The organism is Methylobacterium sp. J-026 (assembly GCF_022829585.1).
Taxonomy (GTDB): Bacteria; Pseudomonadota; Alphaproteobacteria; order Rhizobiales; family Beijerinckiaceae; genus Methylobacterium.
Genome location: NZ_JAKSYC010000241.1, coordinates 90,096 through 111,801, shown reverse-complemented (window position 1 = coordinate 111,801; position 21,706 = coordinate 90,096). Strand labels below are relative to the sequence as shown.

19 protein-coding genes and 2 pseudogenes are annotated in these 21,706 nt (G+C 71.1%); 12 read left to right on the top strand and 9 right to left on the bottom strand.

Features of this window, described 5'->3' with window-relative positions; translation table 11 throughout:
• Positions 1-435 (bottom strand): annotated as a pseudogene (locus tag MKK69_RS21475) (hypothetical protein); the annotation flags it as partial.
• Positions 436-746: 311 nt separating this feature from the next.
• On the opposite strand from MKK69_RS21475, the gene MKK69_RS21470 reads away from it, so the two are divergent.
• The 12 genes and pseudogenes from MKK69_RS21470 to MKK69_RS21415 all read left to right on the top strand — a co-directional run bounded on the left by MKK69_RS21470 (position 747) and on the right by MKK69_RS21415 (position 13,429).
• A complete protein-coding gene (locus MKK69_RS21470) occupies positions 747-1,208 on the top strand; it encodes a hypothetical protein (protein ID WP_243971251.1) in 462 nt (153 codons plus the stop codon).
• Positions 1,209-1,584: 376 nt separating this feature from the next.
• A complete protein-coding gene (locus tag MKK69_RS21465) occupies positions 1,585-3,705 on the top strand; it encodes a chemotaxis protein CheA (protein WP_243971249.1) in 2,121 nt (706 codons plus the stop codon).
• A pseudogene (locus MKK69_RS21460) lies at positions 3,705-4,028 on the top strand (chemotaxis protein CheW); the annotation flags it as partial. The gene MKK69_RS21465 and the pseudogene MKK69_RS21460, both read left to right, overlap by 1 nt.
• An 87-nt stretch (positions 4,029-4,115) precedes the next feature.
• Complete coding sequence (locus MKK69_RS21455; RefSeq protein ID WP_243971257.1) at positions 4,116-6,071, top strand: methyl-accepting chemotaxis protein; 1,956 nt, start codon at positions 4,116-4,118, stop codon at positions 6,069-6,071.
• A 138-nt stretch (positions 6,072-6,209) separates the two neighbouring features.
• On the top strand, positions 6,210-6,683 hold the full coding sequence (locus tag MKK69_RS21450; RefSeq protein ID WP_243971247.1) for a chemotaxis protein CheW: 474 nt from the start codon (positions 6,210-6,212) through the stop codon (positions 6,681-6,683).
• Between the two features lie 22 nt (positions 6,684-6,705).
• Positions 6,706-7,551, top strand: coding sequence for a CheR family methyltransferase (locus tag MKK69_RS21445; protein ID WP_243971245.1), 846 nt, complete (start codon positions 6,706-6,708; stop codon positions 7,549-7,551).
• Positions 7,548-8,645 (top strand): chemotaxis response regulator protein-glutamate methylesterase, encoded by a 1,098-nt coding sequence (locus MKK69_RS21440; protein ID WP_243971243.1) that lies wholly within the window; start codon positions 7,548-7,550, stop codon positions 8,643-8,645. The genes MKK69_RS21445 and MKK69_RS21440 overlap by 4 nt, the downstream gene beginning before the upstream one ends.
• Positions 8,646-9,085: 440 nt before the next feature.
• Entirely contained in the window at positions 9,086-10,027 is a 942-nt protein-coding gene (locus tag MKK69_RS21435; protein WP_243971241.1) for an NAD(P)-dependent oxidoreductase, read from the top strand.
• 104 nt (positions 10,028-10,131) lie between these two features.
• The gene (soxC, locus tag MKK69_RS21430; RefSeq protein WP_243971239.1) at positions 10,132-11,373 is read left to right on the top strand and encodes a sulfite dehydrogenase; all 1,242 of its coding nucleotides are present in this window, start codon (positions 10,132-10,134) and stop codon (positions 11,371-11,373) included.
• A complete protein-coding gene (locus MKK69_RS21425) occupies positions 11,360-11,902 on the top strand; it encodes a c-type cytochrome (protein ID WP_243971237.1) in 543 nt (180 codons plus the stop codon). Before soxC ends, MKK69_RS21425 begins: the two co-directional genes overlap by 14 nt.
• A gap of 691 nt (positions 11,903-12,593) precedes the next feature.
• Positions 12,594-12,836 carry a NepR family anti-sigma factor gene (locus tag MKK69_RS21420; RefSeq protein WP_243971235.1) on the top strand — a complete coding sequence of 81 codons (243 nt, stop codon included), beginning with the start codon at positions 12,594-12,596 and terminating at the stop codon, positions 12,834-12,836.
• Complete coding sequence (locus tag MKK69_RS21415) at positions 12,833-13,429, top strand: sigma-70 family RNA polymerase sigma factor (protein WP_243971233.1); 597 nt, start codon at positions 12,833-12,835, stop codon at positions 13,427-13,429. Before MKK69_RS21420 ends, MKK69_RS21415 begins: the two co-directional genes overlap by 4 nt.
• 16 nt (positions 13,430-13,445) lie before the next feature.
• On the opposite strand, the gene MKK69_RS21410 is transcribed toward MKK69_RS21415, so the two are convergent.
• The 8 genes from MKK69_RS21410 to MKK69_RS21375 all read right to left on the bottom strand — a co-directional run bounded on the left by MKK69_RS21410 (position 13,446) and on the right by MKK69_RS21375 (position 21,689).
• A complete protein-coding gene (locus MKK69_RS21410) occupies positions 13,446-13,976 on the bottom strand; it encodes an isochorismatase family protein (RefSeq protein WP_243971232.1) in 531 nt (176 codons plus the stop codon).
• Between the two features lie 5 nt (positions 13,977-13,981).
• Positions 13,982-15,010 (bottom strand): asparaginase, encoded by a 1,029-nt coding sequence (locus MKK69_RS21405; protein ID WP_243971230.1) that lies wholly within the window; start codon positions 15,008-15,010, stop codon positions 13,982-13,984.
• Between the two features lie 121 nt (positions 15,011-15,131).
• Positions 15,132-15,761 (bottom strand): hypothetical protein, encoded by a 630-nt coding sequence (locus tag MKK69_RS21400; RefSeq protein ID WP_243971228.1) that lies wholly within the window; start codon positions 15,759-15,761, stop codon positions 15,132-15,134.
• A 160-nt stretch (positions 15,762-15,921) separates the two neighbouring features.
• On the bottom strand, positions 15,922-16,788 hold the full coding sequence (locus MKK69_RS21395; RefSeq protein ID WP_243971226.1) for a CheR family methyltransferase: 867 nt from the start codon (positions 16,786-16,788) through the stop codon (positions 15,922-15,924).
• Complete coding sequence (cheB, locus tag MKK69_RS21390) at positions 16,785-17,972, bottom strand: chemotaxis-specific protein-glutamate methyltransferase CheB (protein ID WP_243971224.1); 1,188 nt, start codon at positions 17,970-17,972, stop codon at positions 16,785-16,787. Before cheB ends, MKK69_RS21395 begins: the two co-directional genes overlap by 4 nt.
• 51 nt (positions 17,973-18,023) lie before the next feature.
• On the bottom strand, positions 18,024-18,416 hold the full coding sequence (locus MKK69_RS21385; RefSeq protein WP_243971222.1) for a response regulator: 393 nt from the start codon (positions 18,414-18,416) through the stop codon (positions 18,024-18,026).
• Between the two features lie 11 nt (positions 18,417-18,427).
• Positions 18,428-18,922 (bottom strand): chemotaxis protein CheW, encoded by a 495-nt coding sequence (locus tag MKK69_RS21380; RefSeq protein ID WP_243971220.1) that lies wholly within the window; start codon positions 18,920-18,922, stop codon positions 18,428-18,430.
• 43 nt (positions 18,923-18,965) lie between these two features.
• Positions 18,966-21,689 (bottom strand): hybrid sensor histidine kinase/response regulator, encoded by a 2,724-nt coding sequence (locus tag MKK69_RS21375; RefSeq protein WP_243971218.1) that lies wholly within the window; start codon positions 21,687-21,689, stop codon positions 18,966-18,968.
• Between the last annotated feature and the right edge of the window lie 17 nt (positions 21,690-21,706).

Genomic DNA, 21,706 nt, shown 5'->3' with positions numbered 1-21,706 from the left:
CATGGCGAGTTGCAGCACCGGGATCCAAGCTACATCGGTCTGCAGTTCCAGGGTCCAAATGATACCACCGAGGTCGAAGAGCGAAACCCGGAAGCAACCCAGCGTGGCGCGGACCAGCAGCTCGGTGTCGAAGCGGATGCGGGTTGTGACACGGACGAGCGCATTCAGGAGAGCGTAGCCGAGCGGAGTACCCTCGGCCAGGCAACCCGCCATCAAGCAGACCAGGGCGAGCCCCGTCAGCCACTCGAAGTTCGGGCACAGCACCTGTTCGAGGCCGCGCGGTTGGCCGGCGACATCATAGGCACAGAACCACTTCACGTGCGCGCTGGCCGAACCTGTGCCGGCGAGCAGAAGTAGGGTCGACGGTGCGGCGAGGCTCGGAAGCGTGCGCAGACCCAGGCGGAGTAAGAGCCTGGGGGCTGGAACCCGAACCATGATGACCTCGGAAACGCAACGGGCACCGACCCGCCTACGTATTTCCTCACAAATCAGGGCTATACGCCAACGATCTGTTAACAATTGTTATGAATTGGTTAACGGCGGTGATTAAGGTGGATTAGGAGCATAGTCGGATAGTTGGTTCGACGGAGTTGTCCTGTAGATGTTAGGCCATCCGCGTCCGGCGCGCCTGCAGCCGCTCGGCCTCCTCGCGCCACGCATCCCGCTCGATCCTCAGCCGCTGAGGCCAAAAGGAGAGCGGCCACGACATCGCTCATCCGAACCCCTGCCCGTTAGGCTCTGCCGCGTTGAGCCTTCAACCGCTGCAAGGCACGCTCGTTCTGCGCAGCAGCCACGCGCTGCTGCACGACATCGCCACCATCGACATGTCGGAGGAGAGCCGGAATGCCGACGCCCGGGTGCGCGTGGTGATGCAGGCCCTGGTCGAGCAGAGCTCGCGGTTTGCCGGTGTGCTCGGCCAGACCGTGCAGACCACCGAGGCGATCACGCAGGACGTCTCGGGCGCCATCGTGGCGATGCAGTTCCAGGATCTCGCCAAGCAGCGCATGCAAAACCTCCAGGCGATCCTGCGCGCCCTCCGGACGGCCCCGGCGGACGGCGCCGACGCGGAGCGGGACTGGGCGGCGGCGATGATCGCCGATTGCACCCTCGGGGAGGTCCGGGAGCGGATGTCCCGCCGCCTGCTCGGCACCGCGGCGCCGACGCGCGGGCGCGAGGACGATCCGCTCGCGGGCATCGACCTGTTCTGATCCACGACTGATTTCGATGCATCTCGACTGTAGCAATGTGTATTCTTGCATTTATTTGCGCATCGGAGCGCGATTACACAGTACATATATTGCGCAAAATTGTACAAATCAAGACTTTCTATCCTAGTAGATTGGTTTTTGACCAAAATACCAAACTTGTTTCATTCAAAAAACGCATTTTCTGAGGAAAAAATCGGACTTAGAAGGTTTTTTAAGGAGGTTCCATCTTCTTTTTTTAACACCCTTAAATTAGGATGGCTCCTGATCGATGGCCCGAGTCTTGGGTTGATCGCGCGATCTAGCCTTCGGCTTGCGCCAAATTGGCGCGTGATCGTCCCGATGCCTCCGAAGACGGCGCAACTGGATCCGCTCGACGATGACTGATCACGATCCACGCGAGGTGTTTCTGGCGGAGGCCAACGAGCTTCTCGACCGGCTGGAGACCACGCTGCTCGACCTCGGCGACCGGCCCGGCGACTCGGCGCTGGTCGACACGGCGTTCCGGGCCCTGCACACGATCAAGGGGTCGGGGGCGATGTTCGGCTTCGACCGGGTCGCGGCCTTCACGCACGATTTCGAGACCGCGTTCGACCTGGTCCGGCGCGGCGAGGTTCCGATCAGCGCCGATCTGGTCAACATCTCGCTCTCGGCCAAGGACTACATCCGCACCCTGATCGAGGATCCGGATTCCACCGCCCCGGTGATCGGCGAGGCGATCCTGGCGGAACTCGAGCGGCTGGTGGGCCGGGCCCAGGCCCAGCCGGCCGCGCAGCCGGGTCCCGGGGCGCCGGACCCGGAGATACCGGATGCCGGGACCGCCGGGTGGCGGATCGGGATCGCCTTCGCCCCGGAGGTTTTGCGCAACGGCACCAACCCGCTGGCGCTGCTCGACGAGCTGCGCGAGCTGGGGGCCTGCACGGTCGTGCCGCGCCTGGGCGACCTGCCCGCCCTCGCCGCCCTCGAGCCGGAGAGCCTGGCGCTCGGCTGGGACGTGACGCTGCGCGGGTCCGCGACCCGGGAGGCGATCGAGGACGTCTTCCTGTTCGTGCGGGACGACATGGTCCTGACCCTGACGCCGCTGGACGACGTCGCGCCGGCTCCCGACGCGCCGGTCCCCGTGCCCAGGCAAGCCGTGCCGGCGCCGGTCGCCGAGCCCGTTGCCCCGGTGCTGGTCCAGGTGCCGGTCCAAGTGCCTGCGCCGGTGCCTGTCCAAGTGCCTGCGCCGGTGCCTGCCCGACCGTCGGCCAGGCCGCCCGCCACCCCCGCCGAGGCCGAGCGCCGGGGCCCGGCCCGCGGCACCGAGCCGCGCGTGGCCAGCACCATGCGGGTCGAGGCCGAGCGGCTGGACGAGTTGCTCGACCGGGTCGGCGAGCTGGTAATCGCCCAGGCCCGGCTCAGCCAGCTGGCCGGCCACCATGCCGATGCCGGGCTCCAGACCATCGCGGAGGAGATCGAGCGGCTCTCGGCGCAGCTGCGCGACACCACCATGAGCATCCGGATGGTGCCGATCGGCGCCCTGTTCGGCCGGTTCCGGCGCCTGGTCCACGACCTGTCGGGGGATCTCGGCAAGCCCGTGACCTTCGTCACCGAGGGCGAGGAGACCGAGCTCGACAAGACCGTGATCGAGCGCCTGGCCGATCCGCTGGTGCACCTGATCCGCAACGCCATCGATCACGGCATCGAGGACCCCGCCCGCCGGGGCGCCTCCGGCAAGGACGCCACCGGGCGCATCTCGCTCGCCGCCGAGCATGTCGGCGCCCAGGTCCACGTCACCGTGCGCGACGACGGCGCCGGCCTCGACGTGGCGCGCATTCGCGCCAAGGCCGAGGAGCGCGGGCTCGTCGCCCCCGGCACCCCGCTCACCGACCAGCAGGTCTACCAGTTCCTGTTCGCCCCCGGCTTCTCCACCGCGCAGCAGATCTCGGCGCTGTCCGGCCGCGGCGTCGGGATGGATGTCGTCAAGAAGACGATCGAGGCCCTGCGCGGCTCGATCGACATCACCACCGAGCCGGGAGCGGGCACCGCCATCGTGCTGCGCCTGCCGCTGACGCTGGCGATCATCGAGGGCCTGCTGATCCGGGTCGGCGACGGCCGCTACGTGCTGCCGCTGGCGGCCGTGGAGGAATGCGTCGAGCTGCCCGAGGGCGGGCGCAGCGAGCGCGGCCGGGACTTCCTCGACATCCGCGGCGACCTCGTGCCGTTCCTGCGCCTGCGCAGCCTGTTCGCGGCGACCGGCGAGCCCGACCCGTACCAGAAGGTGATCGTCGTCTCGGTGGGCGAGACCCGGTTCGGGCTCGTGGCCGACCAGATCCTCGGCAACCACCAGACGGTGATCAAGTCGCTGTCAAAGCTGCACGCCGACGTGACGACCTTCTCGGGCGCCACGATCCTGGGCGACGGCACCGCGGCGCTCATCATCGACCCGGCCCAGCTGATGGCCGGCGGACAGATCGGCGCCGCCCCGGACGGGCTGCGCGAATACCGCGAGGTGGCGTGATGACCGATTTCGTCGAGGCCATCGAGCAGGGCCGCGCCCTGCAGGTCGTGATGATGCGCATCGGCACCGAGACCTTCGCGCTCGGGGCCGGGATGGTGCGCGAGATCATCGACCCGATCCCGACCACCCGGGTCGCCGGGGCGCGCCCGCATCTCGGCCACGTGGTCAACGTGCGCGGCAACGTCGTGCCGCTGGCCGACATCCGGGAGCGCTTCGGCATGCCGATGGCAGCGGCCACGCCGGACACGCGCTTCGTGGTCGTCGAGCTCGATCTCGACGGCGATCCGACCCTGGTCGCGCTGGTGGCCGACAAGGTGTTCGAGGTGACCGCGGTCGCCCTGGAGATCCTGGTCCTCCTGGGCGGGGCCGGCTACCTGGCCATCGCGAGCCTCAGCGCCTCGAACGAGCGGATGCAGGCCTTCGCGTCCGGCCCGTTCGCGCAGGTCCAGCGCATCCTGCGCGTCGAGACCCTCTCGGTCGAGGCGGCGCGCATCATGAACCGCACGCTGCTGGAGCCGACCGATGCCGGGCGGGCGCAGCTCACCCTCGACTTCAAGGCCCAGGACGGCCGGTTCCGCGCACTCCTGGCTGAGCTCACGGAGCGGGCCACGCCGGAGGAGCGTGCCCGGATCAGGCCCCTGCAGGACCATTGGAACCAGCTGAACGAGGTCGCGGCCAAGGGCATGGAATTGTCGACCAAGAACGGCAACAACACCGCCATCGGTATCGCCGGCAATGAGCAGATGGCCGCCTACGGAGCCGTGATGGCCCGGATCGAGGAACTGGCCTCCCGCCCGGACCTGTCGGTGGAGAACCGCCGCCTCGTCGACGCCATCGAGCTGCGGGTGACCCGCCTCGTGGCTGAGATCTACCGCGAGGTGATGATCAGCGACGAGGCGCAGCTCGCGACGTTCGCCGGCGAGTATCAGGAGCATCGCCGCCAGCTCGATCAGGATCTCGCCCGGCTCACCGAGGCCGGCCGCGCCAACGGCTTCCTCGACGCGGTCCGGGCGATCTCGGCCGCGGTCAAGACCTGGGAGCCGATCGGCGAGCGGATCTTCGCTCTCGGTCTCGCCAACACCGACGCCAAGGCGCTACAGATCATCGTGGGCCCGTTCACCCAGGCCCGGGCGGCGGTCACCGGCGAGGCCGCGAAGCTGCGCGCCTACGAGGAGGACGTGGCCCAAAGCTACGTCCGCGACACCCAGGCCGCCTATGAATCCACGCGCCTGATGCTCGGCGGCGTCATCGCCGGTGCGGTGGCGATCGGGTTCGCCATGGCCGTCTGGCTGTCGATCGCGATCTCCCGGGGCCTGCAGCGGGCGGTCGATGCCGCGACCCGCGTCGCCGCGGGCGACCTGACCCGGGACGTGGTCGGGTCCGGCCGCGACGAGATCACCGATCTGCTGCACGCCGTCCAGGCGATGAACCTGAAGCTGCGCGAGGTCGTGACCCAGGTCATCGCCGCCACCACCAACGTGTCGGCGGGTTCTCAGGAGCTGTCGTCCTCGGCCGAGCAGCTGTCGCAGGGCTCGACCGAGCAGGCCGCCTCCACCGAGGAAGCCTCCGCCTCGGTCGAGGAGATGGCTGCCAACGTCAAGCAGAACGCCCAGAACGCCAGCCAGACCGAGGCCATCGCGCGCCAGTCGGCCCAGGACGCCGAGGCCAGCGGCGTCGCGGTGGGACGCGCGGTCGATGCCATGCAGACCATCGCCCAGAAGATCACCATCGTGCAGGAGATCGCCCGACAGACCGATCTTTTGGCGCTCAACGCCGCCGTCGAGGCGGCGCGCGCCGGCGAACACGGCCGGGGTTTTGCGGTGGTGGCGTCCGAGGTGCGCAAGCTCGCCGAGCGCAGCCAGGCGGCGGCGGCCGAGATCGGCACGCTCTCGGCCGACACGGTGAAGGCGGCCCAGCAGGCCGGCGAGATGCTCGGGCGGCTGGTCCCGGATATCCGCAAGACCGCGATCCTGGTGGAAGAGATCTCGGCGGCGTGCCGGGAGCAGGATGTCGGCTCGGCGCAGATCAACCAGGCGATCCAGCAGCTCGACAAGGTCACCCAGCAGAACGCCAGCGCGTCCGAACAGGTCTCGGCGACCTCGGACGAATTGGCCACTCAGGCCGAGCGGCTGCAGGCGACGATCGCGTATTTCCGCGTCGATGCGGCGGGGGCGGACGTGACCGCGGCGGCGACGCGGCTGCGGGCGACGGCGGCCCGGATGGGCGCGCCGGCCAAGGCCAAGGCCGGCGTGAAGGCCGGCGGCAAGGCCCGCGCCGGCCGGCCGACCCTGGCTTCGGGGAGCGGCTTCGACTTCGACATGGGCGACGGCGACGCCCGGGACGCCGACTTCATCCGCGCCGCCTGAGCGGCCCCGGCACCGCGCGGGCGTCTTTCGCGCGGTGCCCCTCCCTGAAACGACCGACCCCAGAGTGCCGCGGTGAAGGCCCGTGTCCCCCAGATCGGGCAGGACCCGGCCGGCAGCGGCCCAGCCGGAGACCAGAGCATGTCCAGCGTGTGGCAATACCTGACCCTCGGCCTCGATCGCGAGATCTTCGGGATCGCCATCGAATCCGTGCACGAGATTCTCGATTACCGCGCGCCGGCGGCCCTGCCGCAGGCGCCGCCGTTCCTGGTCGGCATGATCGACGTGCGCGGGCAGAGCTACCCGGTGATCGACCTGCGCACGAAGCTCGGCCTCCCGGCGACCGGCGTGACCCCGGCGACCCGGATCATCCTGCTCAACATCCCCATGGGGACGCGCGAGATGCGGGTCGGCTTCGTGGCCGACCGGGTGATCGAGGTCACCGAGCTCGACAGCGCCGATCTGGAGCCCGCCCCCGATGTCGGCGGCCGCTGGCGCTCGACCTACATCGCCGGCATCGGCCGGCGGGGCGAGGCCTTCGTGGTCGTGTTCGACCTCAAGGCGCTGATGGCGGGCGACGACCCGGCCCTCCTGGTCCCGGCGCTCGCAGCCTGAACGCCGGACGAGGATCGATGCCATGCCGCAGCTGAGCGACCGACATTTCGAGAGCGTCGCCGACCTGATCCAGGACCGGGTCGGGATCCAGATCCCGGCGGCCAAGCGCACCATGGTGGAGGGACGGCTGCGCAAGCGCCTGCGCGCCCTCGATATCGAATCCCTGTCGGCCTACGGGCGGCACGTCTTCGAGGAGGGCCACCTCGCCCAGGAACTCGTCCACATCATCGATTGCGTCACCACCAACAAGACCGATTTCTTCCGCGAGCCGGCGCATTTCGACCAGCTCCGGGACGAGCTGGTACCGATGCTGCGCCGGAACGGCGCCACCCAGGCGCGCCTCAAGCTGTGGAGTGCCGCCGCCTCCACGGGGGCCGAGGCCTACACCCTGGCGATGGTGCTGCACGACATGGCAATGGCCGGGCATGCCCTCGATTACGCGATCCTCGGCACCGACGTCTCCACCGAGGTCCTGCGGGTCGCCGCCGACGGCATCTATCCGGAGGACGTCCTCCAGGCGGTGCCGCCGCATTTCCGCAGGCGCTACGTGATGGAGGCCCGGGACCCGACCTGGAAGGTCGGGCGGATCGTCCCGGAGCTGCGGGCCCGCGTGCGCTTCAAGCACTTGAACCTGATGAACGCCCAGTACCCGGTCGATCACGACATCGACATCATCTTCTGCCGCAACGTCCTGATCTACTTCGACAAGGACACCCAGCGGGCAGTACTGTCCCGGCTCGCCACGCATCTGCGGCCCGGCGGCTTCCTTGTGGTCGGGCATTCGGAATCGATGGCCGGGGCCGGGGTGCCGGGCCTGGAGCAGGTCTCCTCGACGATCTTCGGTGCGGTGAAGGGCGCGGTCGCGTGAGCCGCATCCCTCCGATCCGCGTCCTGATCGTGGACGATTCCGCCTCGGTGCGGCAGACCCTGGTGGGCATCCTCGAGGCGGCCCCCGACATCGCGGTGCTGGGCACGGCGGCGGACCCGTTCATCGCGGCCCGGCGCATCCACGACGAGGTCCCGGACGTCATCATCCTCGACCTCGAGATGCCCCGGATGGACGGGCTGACCTTCCTGCGCAAGATCATGGCCCAGCGGCCGATCCCGGTGATCATCTGCTCGACGCTCACCGACGACGGCTCGCGGACCCTGTTCGAGGTGCTGGAGGCGGGCGCCGTCGACGTCCTCCCGAAGCCCCGCGTCGACACCCGCCAGTTCCTGACGGAATCCTCGGTGCGGGTCTGCGACGCGGTCCGGGCCGCCGCCCGGGCGAAGCTGCGCGCGAGCCGTCCGGCCTTCCGGCCGATCGAGGCCAAGCTCACCGCCGACGCCGTGCTGCCGCCCTCGGGCCGCCCCCGGACCCTGGCCGGGACCGAGCCGATCGTCTGCATCGGCGCCTCCACGGGCGGCACGGAATCCTTGCGCGACGTGCTCGAGGTGCTGCCGCTCGATTGCCCGGGCCTGGTCATCGTCCAGCACATGCCCGAGCATTTCACGGCGGCCTTCGCCAAGCGGCTCGACGGGCTCTGCGCCATCGCGGTGAAGGAGGCCGAGGACGGTGACGCGGTCGGCCCCGGCCAGGCCCTGATCGCGCCGGGCGGGCGGCACCTGCTGCTCCAGCGCAGCGGCACGCGCTACACCGTTGCGGTGAAGGACGGCCCGCTGGTCTCGCGCCACCGCCCCTCGGTGGACGTGCTGTTCCGCGGGGCCGCGCAATGCGCCGGCGCCAACGCGCTCGGCATCCTCATGACCGGCATGGGCGACGACGGCGCCAACGGCCTCCTGGAGATGCGCCGGGCCGGCGCGCTCACGGTGGCGCAGGACGAGGAGAGCTGTGTGGTGTTCGGCATGCCCAAGGAGGCGATCGAGCGCGACGCCGCCGTCAAGGTCCTGCCGCTGGACCGCCTGCCCCACGAGATCATCCGCTTCGGCCTCGCCCCGGTGCAGCGCCAGCCGGCGTGAGGCGCCTGGGCCGCGGCGCCTGCCGTCAGCCGCCGGCAGCGGGACGCCGGGCGGGTCCGAAAAACGCGGCGCCCCGGCGGTGGGATGGCCGCGGCTCCGTGGACGGTGACGGGACTTGGCGGCACAGAGCCGCCGGCGACGGGTCGGCCCGGATCTCCTGTGCGTGGACGACGGGGGAGCGGTATCGGAGCACCGAATGCCGGCGCAGCGGATTATCATCGCCCTGGCGATGCGCACCGCCAAGTCGATCGGGCCCCCCGGGACTTCGCGAAGACGAAGCTCGACCGCGGTGCCTGACGCGCCCGTCCGGTGCCGGCGGGCCCGGATCACGCGGGGAACGCGTTGGCGCGGGCCCGCCCCCTCGCAGTGGACGGCCCGGGCGAAGAGGCGCACGCAGCCCCCTGCCGGCCGCCGTGCCGGCGACCTGAGAAGGACATCCCATGCGCAAGGTCGTCATCAGCGAGTTCATGGACGAGGCGGCGATCGCCGACGAACTCGCCGACTTCGACACCCTGTACGATCCCGGCCTCGTCGACCGCCCCGCGGCGCTGGCGGCGGCCCTCGCCGGTGCCGATGCCCTGATCGTGCGCAACCGGACCCAGGTGCGCGGCGCCCTGCTGGACGCGGCGCGGGAACTCAAGGTAGTGGGCCGCCTCGGCGTCGGGCTCGACAACATCGACGTGGCGGCCTGCCGGGACCGCGGCATCGCGGTCTACCCGGCGACCGGCGCCAATGACGGCGCGGTGGCGGAATACGTCGTGGCCACCGCGCTGCTGCTGCTGCGCGGCGCCTACGGGGCCACCCCCCGGGTCGCCGCCGGGACCTGGCCGCGCACCGCCCTGATGGGGCGCGAGATCGGCGGCAAGCGCCTCGGCCTCCTGGGCTTCGGGGCCATCGCCCGGGAGACCGCCCGCCGGGCTGCCGCCCTCGGCATGACGGTCGCGGCCCACGACCCGTTCCTCGCCCCCGGGGACCCGGCCTGGACGCCGCCGTCCGGCCCGGTGGCGCGCCGGGATCTCGACGCGCTGATCGCCGGGAGCGACGTCCTCTCCCTGCACGTGCCGCTCACCGATGCCACAAGCGGCCTGATCGGCGCCGACGCCCTCGCCCGGATGCCGCCGGGCGCCGTGCTGATCAATGCCGCCCGGGGCGGGATCGTGGACGCGGCCGCCGTGGCGGCATCCCTGCGCGCGGGCCATCTCGGCGGCGCGGCCCTCGACGTGTTCGACCGCGAGCCCCTCGATGCGGAGGCCGGCGCGGTGTTCACCGACGTGCCCAACCTGATCCTGACGCCGCACATCGCCGGGGTGACCCGGGAATCGAACGTGCGCGTCTCGGCCGTCACGGCGCGGGCCGTGCGCCGCCACCTCACGGAACGCTGACCCTCGCGGAGGCCGAGGCCCTGCTGCCTGGCAGGAGGCCGGTTTTCCTGTAGGCTTTGCCGGCACGAGGGTGATCTTCGACCCCCAGGCTGGAGCGCGATGCGATGACCCGAGACCCTGACGGTCCGCCGGCGCGGCGGCGCTTCCTCGTCCAGGGCGCGGCCGCGGCCGTGGGCGCGCTGGCCGGCGCCGCCCGGGCGGAGGAGGCGATGCCCCCCGGCACCCCGGAATGGATGACCGTGCCGGGCGCCGATGTCGGCAGCCAGACCTACGGGACGCCCTCGCGCTTCGAGGCGGACGTGATCCGCAACGTGCCCAAGGGCCTCAAGCAGTACATCTCGGCGTCGAGCCGCACGCCGCTCCAAGATCTCGACGGCATCCTCACGCCCAACGGTCTGTTCTACGAGCGCCACCACGGCGGCATCCCCGACATCGACCCCGCCCGGCACCGCCTGATGATCCACGGGCTCGTGGAGACGCCCCTGGTCCTGACCATGGACGACATCCGGCGCTTCCCGTCGGAATCCCACATCCATTTCCTCGAATGCTCGGGCAACCCGAGCTTCGAGGCGATCAAGGGCCAGACGGCCTCGGACCTCGTCGGGCTGGTCAGCTGCGCCGAGTGGACCGGCGTGCGGCTCGCGACGGTGCTGCGCGAGGCCGGGCTCAAGCCGGAGGCCAAGTGGGTGGTCGCGGAGGGCGCGGACGCCGCCGCCCTCACCCGCAGCATCCCGGTCGAGAAGTGCCTCGACGACGCCCTGCTGGTCTACAGCCAGAACGGCGAGCGGCTGCGCCCGCAGCAGGGCTACCCGCTGCGGGTGCTCCTGCCCGGCTTCGAGGGCAACATGAACGTGAAGTGGCTGCGCCGCCTCAACGTGACGGCGGAGCCGGCCTATTCCCGCGAGGAGACCGCCAAGTACACGGATTCCATGCCGGACGGCACGGCCCGGCAATTCACCTTCGTGATGGAGGCGAAGTCGATCATCACCCGGCCCTCCGGCACCCAGCGGATCGTCCGCGGCTTCAACGAGATCACCGGGATCGCCTGGAGCGGACGCGGGCGGATCCAGCGCGTCGAGGTCTCGGTCGATGACGGAAGGACCTGGGCGGACGCGGCCCTGCAGGCGCCGGTCCTGACCCGGGCGCTGACGCGGTTCCGCCTGCCCTGGAGCTGGGACGGCACGCCGACGACCATCATGAGCCGGGCGATCGACGAGACCGGCTACGTCCAGCCGAGTTTTTCGGATCTGACGGCGGTGCGCGGGCTCAAGTCCTTCTACCACAACAACGCGATCGTCCCCTGGCGCGTCGCGGAGACCGGCGAGGTGGCCAATGGCTACGCGTAGCACCCGCGCGCTCGCGGCCGCCTTCCTCCTGCTCGGCGCGGCCGGCGCGGCGCGGGCCGCGGAGCGCTACGGCATCGGCCGGGCGGCGACGCCGGCCGAGATCGCGGCCTGGAACATCGACATCGACCGCGAGGGCCGGAAGCTGCCGCCGGGCCGCGGCAGCGTCGCCCAGGGCCGGGCGGTGTTCGAGGCGCACTGCGCCGCCTGCCACGGCGCCCACGGCGAGGGCGGGATCGGCGATCCGCTGGTCGGCGGCCAGGGCACCCTGGCCACGGCCAAGCCGGTCAAGACGGTGGGCAGCTTCTGGCCCTACGCGCCGACCCTGTTCGACTACATCCGCCGGGCCATGCCGATGAACGCCCCGGGATCGCTCAGCCCCGACGACGTCTACGCGGTCTCGGCCTACATCCTGAACCTGAACGGGCTCGTCCCGGACGGGGCCGTGCTCGACGCCCCCGGCCTGGCGGCGATCCGGATGCCGAACCGCGACGGCTTCGTCGCGGATCCCCGGCCGGATGTTGGCCGCTGACGGGCCCCTGATCCCGGCGGTTTGCCGGGACGGCTAGCCGGCAACCCACGCGCCCTCCCTCCCCCCGCAGGCTACCGGATTCACGGATCGGCTTTGGCGACGTGGCCTCAGGATGGGGCTCGGGTCCCCTCTCCCGTGCGGGAGAGGGGGCCTGTCGCGCTGCGCGTCTTGAGCCGGGTGCCTCAAACCTGTGCCGCCCGTAGCCCTTGCGGGGAGGAGTTGGAGGTGGGGGTCGTGCAGGATCGAACGGTGCGGTGCCTTCTGAGCCACCCCCACCCCTGGCCCCTCCCCCTTGCGGCTACGGCGTTGACGAAAGTGAGTCGCGGCCCGTCCAGGCCGATCTGTGCCCATCGTCGCAGGGGACGGAGACGCGCGAAGCCGGGGCCGATCGCGCCCGGCCCCGGCGCTCATCCGGCGTTCAGACTGGAAGGTCGATATTCGCCACGGCCAAGCTATAGACCAGTATTTCTGAATTGTAACTGCAGATATATTCTTGTCGACCACAGTCAAGCTGGGCTGTCGGAAGATTAAAATTCCCTGAATGCGTAATTCAGAGCCGATTAAATCCGTGGCGCCTATCAGCGCTGTCGGAAGGCGATGAGACGCGTCTCCGCGGCGGCCGGTCACGGGACCGGCGCGGTGGAATGCAGGGCCCCGCGGGGCCGCATCGCGCACGGCACGGGGCGCGGCCATGACGGGGACCAAGGACGAGCGGGCGATCCCCGGCGCCGCAATGGCGGACGGGCCGGGCGTCGCGATCCCGCAGAGGGCGGCGCGCGCATCGCGCCGCGCGATCGACGCGGCGGTCCGGGACCGGATCGGGCGCGGCCTGCGCGTGCACTACGCCGGCGTCCTGGCCCTGCCGGTCCCGGACCGGCTCCGGACGCTCCTCGACGCCCTCGCCGCCTGCTCCGACACGGAGGCCCAGCCATGACCCTGATGCTCAAAGCGGCCCCCGCGGGGTGCGGCGCCGGCCCGGCCCCATCGGGCGCCGACGCCGAGATGCGCGACCTCCTGCTCGGCTCGATCCCGGCACTGCGGGCCTTCGCGTTCTCCCTGACCTACGATCTCGACCGCTCGGACGACCTCGTGCAGGACACCCTGGTCCGGGCCTGGATCAACGCCGCGAGCTTCCGGCGGGGGACCAACCTCACCGCGTGGCTGTTCACGATCCTGCGCAACCTGTTCTACTCCGAGCAGCGCAAGCGCAAGCGCGAGGTCGAGGATGCCGACGGGGTCCATGCCGGCCGGCTGACCGCCCTGCCGGAGCAGGAGATCCGGATGGAGATGGCGCAGTTCCAGAGCGCCCTGAACACCCTGCCGGCCGCCCAGCGCGAGGCGCTGGTCCTGGTCGGGGCCCAGAGCTTCACCTACGAGGAGGCCGCGGCGATCTGCGGTGTGGCCGTCGGCACGATCAAGAGCCGGGTCAGCCGCGCCCGGATGCGCCTCATCGCGGTGCTGGGCATGAGCGGGACCGATGATATCGGCCCCGACGCGCAGACCCGCGCGGCCCTGAACGGCCCCTGACCGGCCGCGGCGCCCCCTACTTGATCAGCTTGACCACGTCGCGGAACCGGGGGTGGCGGGCGGTGCCCAGCCACTCGAACACCACCATCTCGGTGGTGACGATGTCGGCGCCGTGGGCCGCCATCCGGGCAAGCGCCGCGTCCCGGCTCTCGACCCGGCGCGCGCCGACGGCATCGCCGACCACGTGAACGCGCCGCCCCGCCTCGCGTAGCCCGAGAACCGTCTGCAGCACGCAGATATGCGCCTCGCAGCCGGTCACCACGCAGTCGCGGTCCCCGATCCGGTCGAGAAAGCCCGGGGCCTGCGCGGCGCCAAAACGCATCTTGGGGAAGGCCGTGCCGGCTTCCGGGGCGAGGTCCGGCACGGTCGGCCCGAGGCCGCCGGCATTCTGCTCGGTGATCAGGACCGGCACGTCGAGGAGCCGCGCCGCCGCGGCGAGGCGGCCGGCATTGGCGATCACCCCGGCGCCTCCGGCGATGGCCGGCATGAGCCGGACCTGGACGTCGATGATCAGCAGGAGCGCGCGGGTCGGATCGATCAGCGCCATCGGCGTCAGTAAGTGGCGAAGAAACGCGCGACCGCGTCCGGCTCGCGCGTGACGGTCAGCGCCAGGGCGAGCAGGATCCGGGCCTTCTGCGGCGTCAGGTTGTCGGCGCTGAGGATACCGCGGCTGCGCAGGCGGGTGGTGAGGGGCACCACGCCGCTCCCGGCCCGGGTCGACATCACCACCACGAGCCCGGCGGCGGCCGCCGCCTCCAGGGCCTCGGCCTCCCCGGGCGGGGTCATGCCCGGGGCGAGCCCCGCCGAGACGAGGCCCCGCGCCCCCGCGGCCACGAACGCGCGCACGGCCGTGCCGTCGGCATCGGCGTAGCCGTAGGACACGTCGACCCGCGGCAGCGCGGCGAGGCTGCGGATGTCGAAGGGCGTGCCCGGCGCATGCGCCCGCTCGGAGCGGCGATAGTAGCGGACATGCGCGCCGTCGACCTGGCCGAGCACCCCGAAATCCGGGCTCCGGAAGGTCTGGAGCCGGGCCACCGAAGTCTTGGTCACCTCCCGGGCGGCCTGGATCTCGTCGTTGAGCACCACGAGCACGCCGCGCCCGCGGGATTCGGGCGCCGCCGCGGTGCGCACGGCGGCGATCAGGTTGAGCTTGGCATCGGTGGAGAGCGCGCTCATGGGCCGCTGGGAGCCGACCAGCACCACCGGCAGGTCCACCGTCAGGGTCAGGCTGAGGGCGTAGGCGGTCTCCTCCAGGGTGGCGGTGCCGTGCCCGATGACGAGGCCGGCGAGGCCCGGATGCGCCGCGGCGGTCTGCGCGCACAGCAGGACGAGGTCGCGCCACTCCGAGAACCCGATCGCCGGGCTCGGCACCGCCCGGAACGGGACCGGCACCATCGTGGCGACCGCCGCCAGTTCCGGCACCGCCTCCAGGATCGCCCCCGCTTCCAGGCGCCGGTCGGTGGCGGAATAATCGAGGATGTCGAGGGCGTCGCGCCCCAGCGACGCGATCGTGCCGCCGGTGCCGATGAACGCGACCTTGGGCAACCCGGCCCCGTGCGCCGCCGCCGTTCCTGCCGCCATGCCCCGTCTCCCGGCCCCGCGAATGCGTGGGCCGGACGATGCCCCGGCGCGCGGCCGGGGTCGACCCCGCCGGGCGCAGGCGGGCGATGCGCCCGGCGACGGGGCCACGAACGCGCCGGTGTCAGCTCTTGAAGTCGAACAGCAGGGCCGAGATGTTGGTGCTGCTGTTCGTGCCGCTCGCCCCGTAGCCGACGCTGGACGACTGGCTGCTCTGGAGCTGCTGGAGGAAACTGGACAGCAGGTCGCTCGCCGACGCGGTGCTGGAACTGCTCGACGTGCTGGACGCGCTGGACGCGCCGCTGCCCGACGTGGCGTCGCCGGGCGGCGGGCCGGGCGGGGGACCGGGGGGTGGGCCGCCGGCGCCGGACACACTGCCGTCATCCGCGGTGGCGTCGGAGGCCTGGGTGCTCTGCCCGTGGCTGGCGAACAGGGTCTTCAGCTCGGTGGCCTGATCGCTGGTCAGGCTGCCGCTGCTGACCTGGTCAGAGATCAGGCCGTCGATCCGGTCCTTCATCGAGGACGGGTCGAGCTTGGCCTGGGTGCCGCTGGCGCTCGCGCTGGTGCGGTCGGCCGACAGGCTCGAATCGATCGACGACAGGGCGCTCGTCAGGGCGGTCGCGTCGGTGCTGCTGAGGGTGCCGGCCGACAGCTCGCTGCTGATCGTATCGGACATCCGCGTCTTGGGACTGTCCTGCGTCGACCTTCGCTGCGCGTAGAGCTGCGCGGTCGTGGTGGCGGAGACGGTGCTCATGGAAACGCTCGGGGGCACGGATCTGCCGGAATCGCCCGGCTGCGGGTCCGTGTGCAAAATACCCACGCGTCCCTTAAGACCGCGTTTCCGTCCTGCCCGCATTGCGCCGGATCGGCGGCCGGGCCCTGCCCCGCGTGGGGTGCCCGGCCGTCGCGGTCCGTCAGACGCCCGCGGCCACCCGCAGCGGCGGTACGATCTCGCCCGGGCGCGAAGCGGGCGCGGCGTGACTGTAGAGGCCGCGATGCTTCGGATGCGGGGAGAGCCGGTCGGTCAGTCCGATCACCGTCTCCGCGGCCCCGAGCAGGAGCGCGCCCTCCGGGGCGAGCTGCGCGGCCAGCCGCGCCAGGACATCCGACTTGGTCGGCGCGTCGAAGTAGATCAGCACGTTGCGGCAGTAGATCACGTCGAACTGGCCGAGCGACGCGAAGCTGTGCAGCAGGTTGAGCTGGCGGTAATCGACCATGGACCGCAGGCTCTGGGCGATCTGCCACTGCTCGCCGACCTGCGTGAAGTACTTGATCAGCCACTGGACCGGCAGGCCGCGCTGGACCTCGAAATGACTGTAGAGTCCGAGCTTGGCCTTCTCGATCACCTCGGTGGAGAGGTCGGTGGCCACGATCTCGACCTGCCATCCGGGCATCCGGGGCGCGGCCTCCTGCAGCAGCATGGCGAGCGAGTACGGCTCCTGCCCGGTGGACGAGGCCGCGCACCAGATCCGCAGCCGGCGCCGGCTGGCGTTGCGCGCCAGCACCCCCGGAAGCAGCGTGTCGCGGAACAGGTCGAACGGGATCCGGTCGCGGAAGAAGAAGGTCTCGTTCGTGGTCATCGCCTCGACCACGTCCCGCTCCATCGCGCCGTCCCGGCCGAGCTTGAGCGTGCCGATCAGCTCGCCGAGGCTCCCGAGCCCGTAGCGGCGACAGACCGGGGTCAGCCGGCTCTCCACGAGGTAACGCTTCTCGGCGGTGAGCGCGAGGCCGGAGCGCTGCTTGAGGAAGCCGCGCAGGAATTCGAATTCGAGCTCGGTCATGCCGACTGACCCGTGATCAGGGTGCGCAGCGCCGCCGCGAGGTCGGATAGCGGCAGCACGGCCTCGGCGAGGCCGGCCCGGGCGACACTGCCCGGCATGCCCCAGACGGTGCTGGTGGCCTCGTCCTGAGCCAGGACCGGGCCGCCGGCCTCGGTGAGGGCCCGGGCGCCGTTGGTGCCGTCCGAACCCATGCCGGTGAGGATCACGGTCGCGGTGGCGGCCCCGAACACGACCGCCGCGTCCTTGAACAGCACGTCCACCGCCGGGCGGCAGAAATTCACCGGCGGCCCGTCCGTGAGCTTGATGACCGGGCCGTTCGGTCCCGCGGCGAGACCCATGTGGCGCCCCCCCGGGGCCACGTAGATGCGCCCCGGCTCGATCCGCTCGTCAGCCTTGCCCTCCGCCGCCTGGACGCCCGTGCGGGTGGTGAGGTGCTCGGCGAACACCGCCGTGAAGATCGGCGGCATGTGCTGCACGATCAGCACCGGCAGGCGGCGCAGGGTGGCCGCGCCGATCCCCTCCAGCATCTCGCCCACCGCCCGCGGCCCGCCCGTCGACGAGCCGATCAGGAGGGCGCGGGGCGCGGTGCGGCTGCGGACCTTCGGCCGCAGGGTGAAGGGCGTCGCGGGGCGCGGTGCGGGCGCGGCCGCATGGGCTGTCGGCGCCGGGGCTGCGGGCGCCGCCGCGGGGGCGGAGGCCGGACGCCGGGTCCGGGCCCGGGCGGCGCCGAAGACGCGCACGCGCTCGATCAGCTCCGCCCGGAACGTGTCCGAGGTGGTGACGCCGCGGCTGCTCTCGGGCTTGGCGATGTAGTCCACCGCCCCGAGGGCGAGGCATTTCAGCGAGATGTCGGCATTGCGGGTCGTCAGGGTCGACATCATCACGACCTGCACGCTCGGGCTCATGGTGAGCATGCGGGGCAGCGCCGTGGTGCCGTCGAGTTCGGGCATCTCGATGTCGAGCAGCACCACGTCCGGGTCGTGCTTGGCCATCATCTCCAGGGCGATGCGCCCGTTGGAGGCCGTTCCCACGAGGGTGAACCCGGCCTCGCCGATCCAGCGGGCCACCAGGCCCCGGACCACGGCAGAATCGTCGGCCACCAGAACCCGGATCGCCGCGGCGGACCCGGAGGTACTCTGGGTTGGCGGCGTGCGCAGCGGTGCGACCGCGGGGCTCAGGGCCATGATGCTTGCCTCGGGTACAGGGTCGCGGATGCGGGGACGTGCGGGGCGGGCTCAGGCCGCGTCGGCGAAGAGCCCGACCTGTTCGAGTTTGGCCGTCAGGATGTCGCGGTCGAAGGGCTTCATGATGTACTCGTCCGCCCCCGCCCGAAGGGCCCGGGCGATCGCACCGACATCGTTCTCCGTCGTGCAGAACAGGACCTTCGGCACCCCGCCCCCCTCGCTCCGGCGCAGGGCCTGGAGGAAGGTGTAGCCGTCCATGTTCGGCATGTTCCAATCGAGCAGGATCGCGTCGGGCATGTGGGCCGCGCAGGATACCAGGGCGGCGTTGCCGTCCTCGGCCTCGCTGACGTTCATGCCGAGATCCTCGATGATCCGCCGGGCGACCTTCCGGATCACCGCGGAATCGTCCACGACCAGGCAGGTGGTCTCGTGCGGCGCCTTCATTGCCCCCTCCCTCAAGCCGCCTTGGCGCCGGCAGCCGTGAAGCCGAGGAGCGCGTCCACGTCGAGAATCACCAGGAGGCGCCCGTCGAGACGGTGGACGCAGATGGCGAGGTTGCGGAAGCGCGGATCCAGGTTGATCGGCACCGCCTCGCGGCTGTCGGCGCCGAGCTTGAGCACCTCGCCGACGCCGTCGACCACGAGGGCGAAGGTCTCGCCGCCCTGCTCCAGGCCGATCGCCATCTTCGGACTGGCCTTGCCGTCCGCCTCGGGCTCGGCGTCGGGCAGCCCCAGGCGCCGGCGCAGGCTCATGGCCGTGACCACGCGGCCGCGCAGGTTCAGGAGGCCGACGATCTCGGCCGGCGCCAGGGGCACCGGGGTCACCCCCGAGGGGACGAACACGTCGTGGACCCGCTCGATCGCCAGCCCGAACAGGGTCTCGCCGACATAGACCGTGACGAAGTCGTCGGTGGCACCGGTCTCGGTGCCGTTGGCGTTGGCAGCCTGCATCACAACTCTCCGGATTCGATCGTTTCGGGGCCGGCGGCGGGGATCAGGCGGCTTTCGAGACCGCCGCGGGGCCGATCTCGGCGAGTGCCGCGATCAGTCCGGCGCGGTCGAACTTCGCCACGAGGTCGCTGATCGCGAGAGCCCGGGCCCGCTCCACCGCGTCGGCGCCGATCGCCCCGGTGAGGCCGATCACCGGGAGGCCGGCGATCCGCGAGTCGGCGCGGCGCATCGCGGCGACGAGATCGAAGCCGCTGCGGCCCGGCATCTCCAGGTCGGTGACCACCACGGCGATCTGCGGTTCGGCGTGGAGGATCCCCAGCGCGGCGTCGGCGCTCGCCGCCGTGATCACCTGGTAGCCCGCCGCCTTCAGCACCGGGCTCAGCATGTCGCGGAAGAAGTCCGAATCGTCGACCAGCAGGACCGTCGAGAGCTGCTCGGGCCGCTTCAGGCCGCGCGCCCAGTCGTCGTAGGCCAGCGGTAGGAAATGGGCGATGTTGATGATGTCGGTCGCCCGGCCCCGCAGCACCGCCGAGCCGATCAGGTCGGAGCGATCCGCCGCGATCTCGATGTCGAGGCGTTCCTCGACGATGTCGACGATCTCGTTGACCACGAGACCCATGGCGCGCTCGCCGTCGGAGAACACCACCAGGGCCTGGGTCCCCTCCGATTTGATCGTGATCGCCGGGTCGGCCGGGACCAGGGGCATCAGGCGCCCGCGGTACTGGATCAGCGCACGGCCGCCGAGCCACTCGACCTTCGCGCACTCGATTTCCTCGAGACGGGTGACCAGCGAGAGCGGCACCGCCTTGAAGCTGTCATGGCCGCCCTTGAACACCAGGAGCGTGGTCTTGCTGTCAGTGACCTCGATCGACTCGTCGGCATCCGAATCCGCGTGTCCGCCGGTGCCCTGACTGCCCTGAGCCACCTGACGGGCCACGCCGTTGGGATCGACGATCAGCACCACGGCGCCGTCGCCCAGGATCGTGTTGCCGGCAAACATCGGGATGTGCCGGAGCTTCACCGACATCGGCTTCACGACGATCTCCTCCGTGTGGAAGACCTCGTCCACCAGGATCCCGAAGCGCTCCCGCCCGACCTGGGCCACCACCACGAAGCCGGCCTGCTCGGTCTCCGCGCCGGCCGCCGCCTGGCCGAGCAGCCCGGTCAGCGAGACGATCGGCAGCAGCCGCTCGCGCAGGCGCAGCACCGGCGCGCCGTTGATGCGCTCGACCCGCTGGGCCCCGGCATCGACCCGCACCAGCTCCAGCACCGCCACCTGCGGCAGGGCGAAACGGTGCTCGCCGGCCCGCACGATCAGCGCCGCCACGATGGCCAGCGTCAGCGGGATCTTGATGGTGAAGGTGGTGCCCCGGCCCGCCGTGGTGGCGATGTCGATCAGGCCGCCGATGGTCTCGATGTTGGTCTTGACGACGTCCATGCCGACGCCGCGGCCCGACACCGAGGTGACCGCCGCCGCCGTCGAGAACCCGGCGTCGAAGATGAATTTGGCGACCTGCGCGTCGGTCATCCGGTCGACGTCGGCCTGGGAGGCGAGCCCGCGCTCCACCGCCTTCTTGCGGATCGCCGCCAGGTTCAGGCCCTTGCCGTCGTCGGCGATCTCGATCGTGATCGTGCCGCCCTCATGGTAGGCGGCCAGCCGGATCGTGCCGCGGGCGGGCTTGCCCGCCGCCACGCGCTCGGCGGTCGATTCGAGGCCGTGATCCGCCGAATTGCGGACCATGTGGGTCAGCGGATCCTTGATCACCTCGAGGACCTGCCGGTCCAGCTCGGTCTCGGCGCCGACCATGACGAGCTCGATCTGCTTGCCGAGTTCGCCCGAGAGATCGCGCACCACCCGCGGCAGCTTCTGCCACGCGTTGCCGATCGGCTGCATGCGCGTCTTCATCACGCCGTCCTGCAGCTCGGCCGTGACGTGGGACAGGCGCTGCAGCGGCACCTTGTAGCTCGAATCCTCGTGGCGGCGGGCGATCTCCAGGAGCTGGTTGCGGGTCAGCACCAGCTCCGAGACCATCGTCATCAGGTGCTCGAGCGTGTCGACGCTCACCCGGATGGTCTGGTTCTTGGACGCCGCGGCCGTCTCCCCCTCGGCGCCCTCGGCCTTCTCGACGCGCGCCGGCTCGGCCTCCGCCGGTTCGGCCTGCACCGCTTCGATCTGCGGCGCCGCCTTCGGCACCGGGCGCACCGCCGGGGCGGCGGCGGGCGCCGGCGCGGCGGCCATGACCGGAGGCGGGGCGAAATCGGCTTCGTCCGGGCCCGGGGCCGACAGGAACGCGGCCTCTAGATCGTCCAGGGATACCTCGCCGGGCTTCAGCTCCCGGGACACCGGCTCGGGCAGCACCGGCTCGGGCGGGGGCGGCGGAGCAACCGCGGCCGGGCCCGTGGCCATGCGCTCCAGGGCGGAGATGAGGTCGTCATCGGATCCCGCCGGCTCCGTGCCGGTGGCTTCCAGGTCGGCCAGGATCTCCTTCAGCCGGTCCAGGGTCAGGAGGATCAGCGTGACGGAGGCGGAGGTGGCGGGCAGCCCGTCCCGGAACCGCCCCATCAAGGTCTCTGCGGCATGCGCCAAGGCTTCGAGGCGCGGCAGGCCGAGGAATCCGCAGGTTCCCTTGATCGTATGGACGAGCCGAAAGATGTTCCGAAGAATCGTCTCGTTGTTAGGGTCCTGCTCGAATCGGACGAGCTCTGCATCGACCGTGTCGAGATGCTCCCCGCTCTCGGTCAGGAACTCGCGAAGCAGGTCGTCCATAGGCGCTACTCGTAACG

Excerpts from the sequence above, each read along its gene's own strand:
- MKK69_RS21465 (WP_243971249.1), top strand. The coding sequence starts at position 1,585 with ATGACTGATCACGATCCACGCGAGGTGTTTCTGGCGGAGGCCAACGAG.
- MKK69_RS21455 (WP_243971257.1), top strand. The coding sequence starts at position 4,116 with ATGCAGGCCTTCGCGTCCGGCCCGTTCGCGCAGGTCCAGCGCATCCTG.
- MKK69_RS21450 (WP_243971247.1), top strand. The coding sequence starts at position 6,210 with ATGTCCAGCGTGTGGCAATACCTGACCCTCGGCCTCGATCGCGAGATC.
- MKK69_RS21445 (WP_243971245.1), top strand. The coding sequence starts at position 6,706 with ATGCCGCAGCTGAGCGACCGACATTTCGAGAGCGTCGCCGACCTGATC.
- MKK69_RS21435 (WP_243971241.1), top strand. The coding sequence starts at position 9,086 with ATGCGCAAGGTCGTCATCAGCGAGTTCATGGACGAGGCGGCGATCGCC.
- soxC (WP_243971239.1), top strand. The coding sequence starts at position 10,132 with ATGACCCGAGACCCTGACGGTCCGCCGGCGCGGCGGCGCTTCCTCGTC.
- MKK69_RS21425 (WP_243971237.1), top strand. The coding sequence starts at position 11,360 with ATGGCTACGCGTAGCACCCGCGCGCTCGCGGCCGCCTTCCTCCTGCTC.
- MKK69_RS21420 (WP_243971235.1), top strand. The coding sequence starts at position 12,594 with ATGACGGGGACCAAGGACGAGCGGGCGATCCCCGGCGCCGCAATGGCG.
- MKK69_RS21415 (WP_243971233.1), top strand. The coding sequence starts at position 12,833 with ATGACCCTGATGCTCAAAGCGGCCCCCGCGGGGTGCGGCGCCGGCCCG.
- MKK69_RS21410 (WP_243971232.1), bottom strand. The coding sequence starts at position 13,976 with ATGGCGCTGATCGATCCGACCCGCGCGCTCCTGCTGATCATCGACGTC.
- MKK69_RS21405 (WP_243971230.1), bottom strand. The coding sequence starts at position 15,010 with ATGGCGGCAGGAACGGCGGCGGCGCACGGGGCCGGGTTGCCCAAGGTC.
- MKK69_RS21400 (WP_243971228.1), bottom strand. The coding sequence starts at position 15,761 with ATGAGCACCGTCTCCGCCACCACGACCGCGCAGCTCTACGCGCAGCGA.
- MKK69_RS21395 (WP_243971226.1), bottom strand. The coding sequence starts at position 16,788 with ATGACCGAGCTCGAATTCGAATTCCTGCGCGGCTTCCTCAAGCAGCGC.
- cheB (WP_243971224.1), bottom strand. The coding sequence starts at position 17,972 with ATGGCCCTGAGCCCCGCGGTCGCACCGCTGCGCACGCCGCCAACCCAG.
- MKK69_RS21385 (WP_243971222.1), bottom strand. The coding sequence starts at position 18,416 with ATGAAGGCGCCGCACGAGACCACCTGCCTGGTCGTGGACGATTCCGCG.
- MKK69_RS21380 (WP_243971220.1), bottom strand. The coding sequence starts at position 18,922 with ATGCAGGCTGCCAACGCCAACGGCACCGAGACCGGTGCCACCGACGAC.
- MKK69_RS21375 (WP_243971218.1), bottom strand. The coding sequence starts at position 21,689 with ATGGACGACCTGCTTCGCGAGTTCCTGACCGAGAGCGGGGAGCATCTC.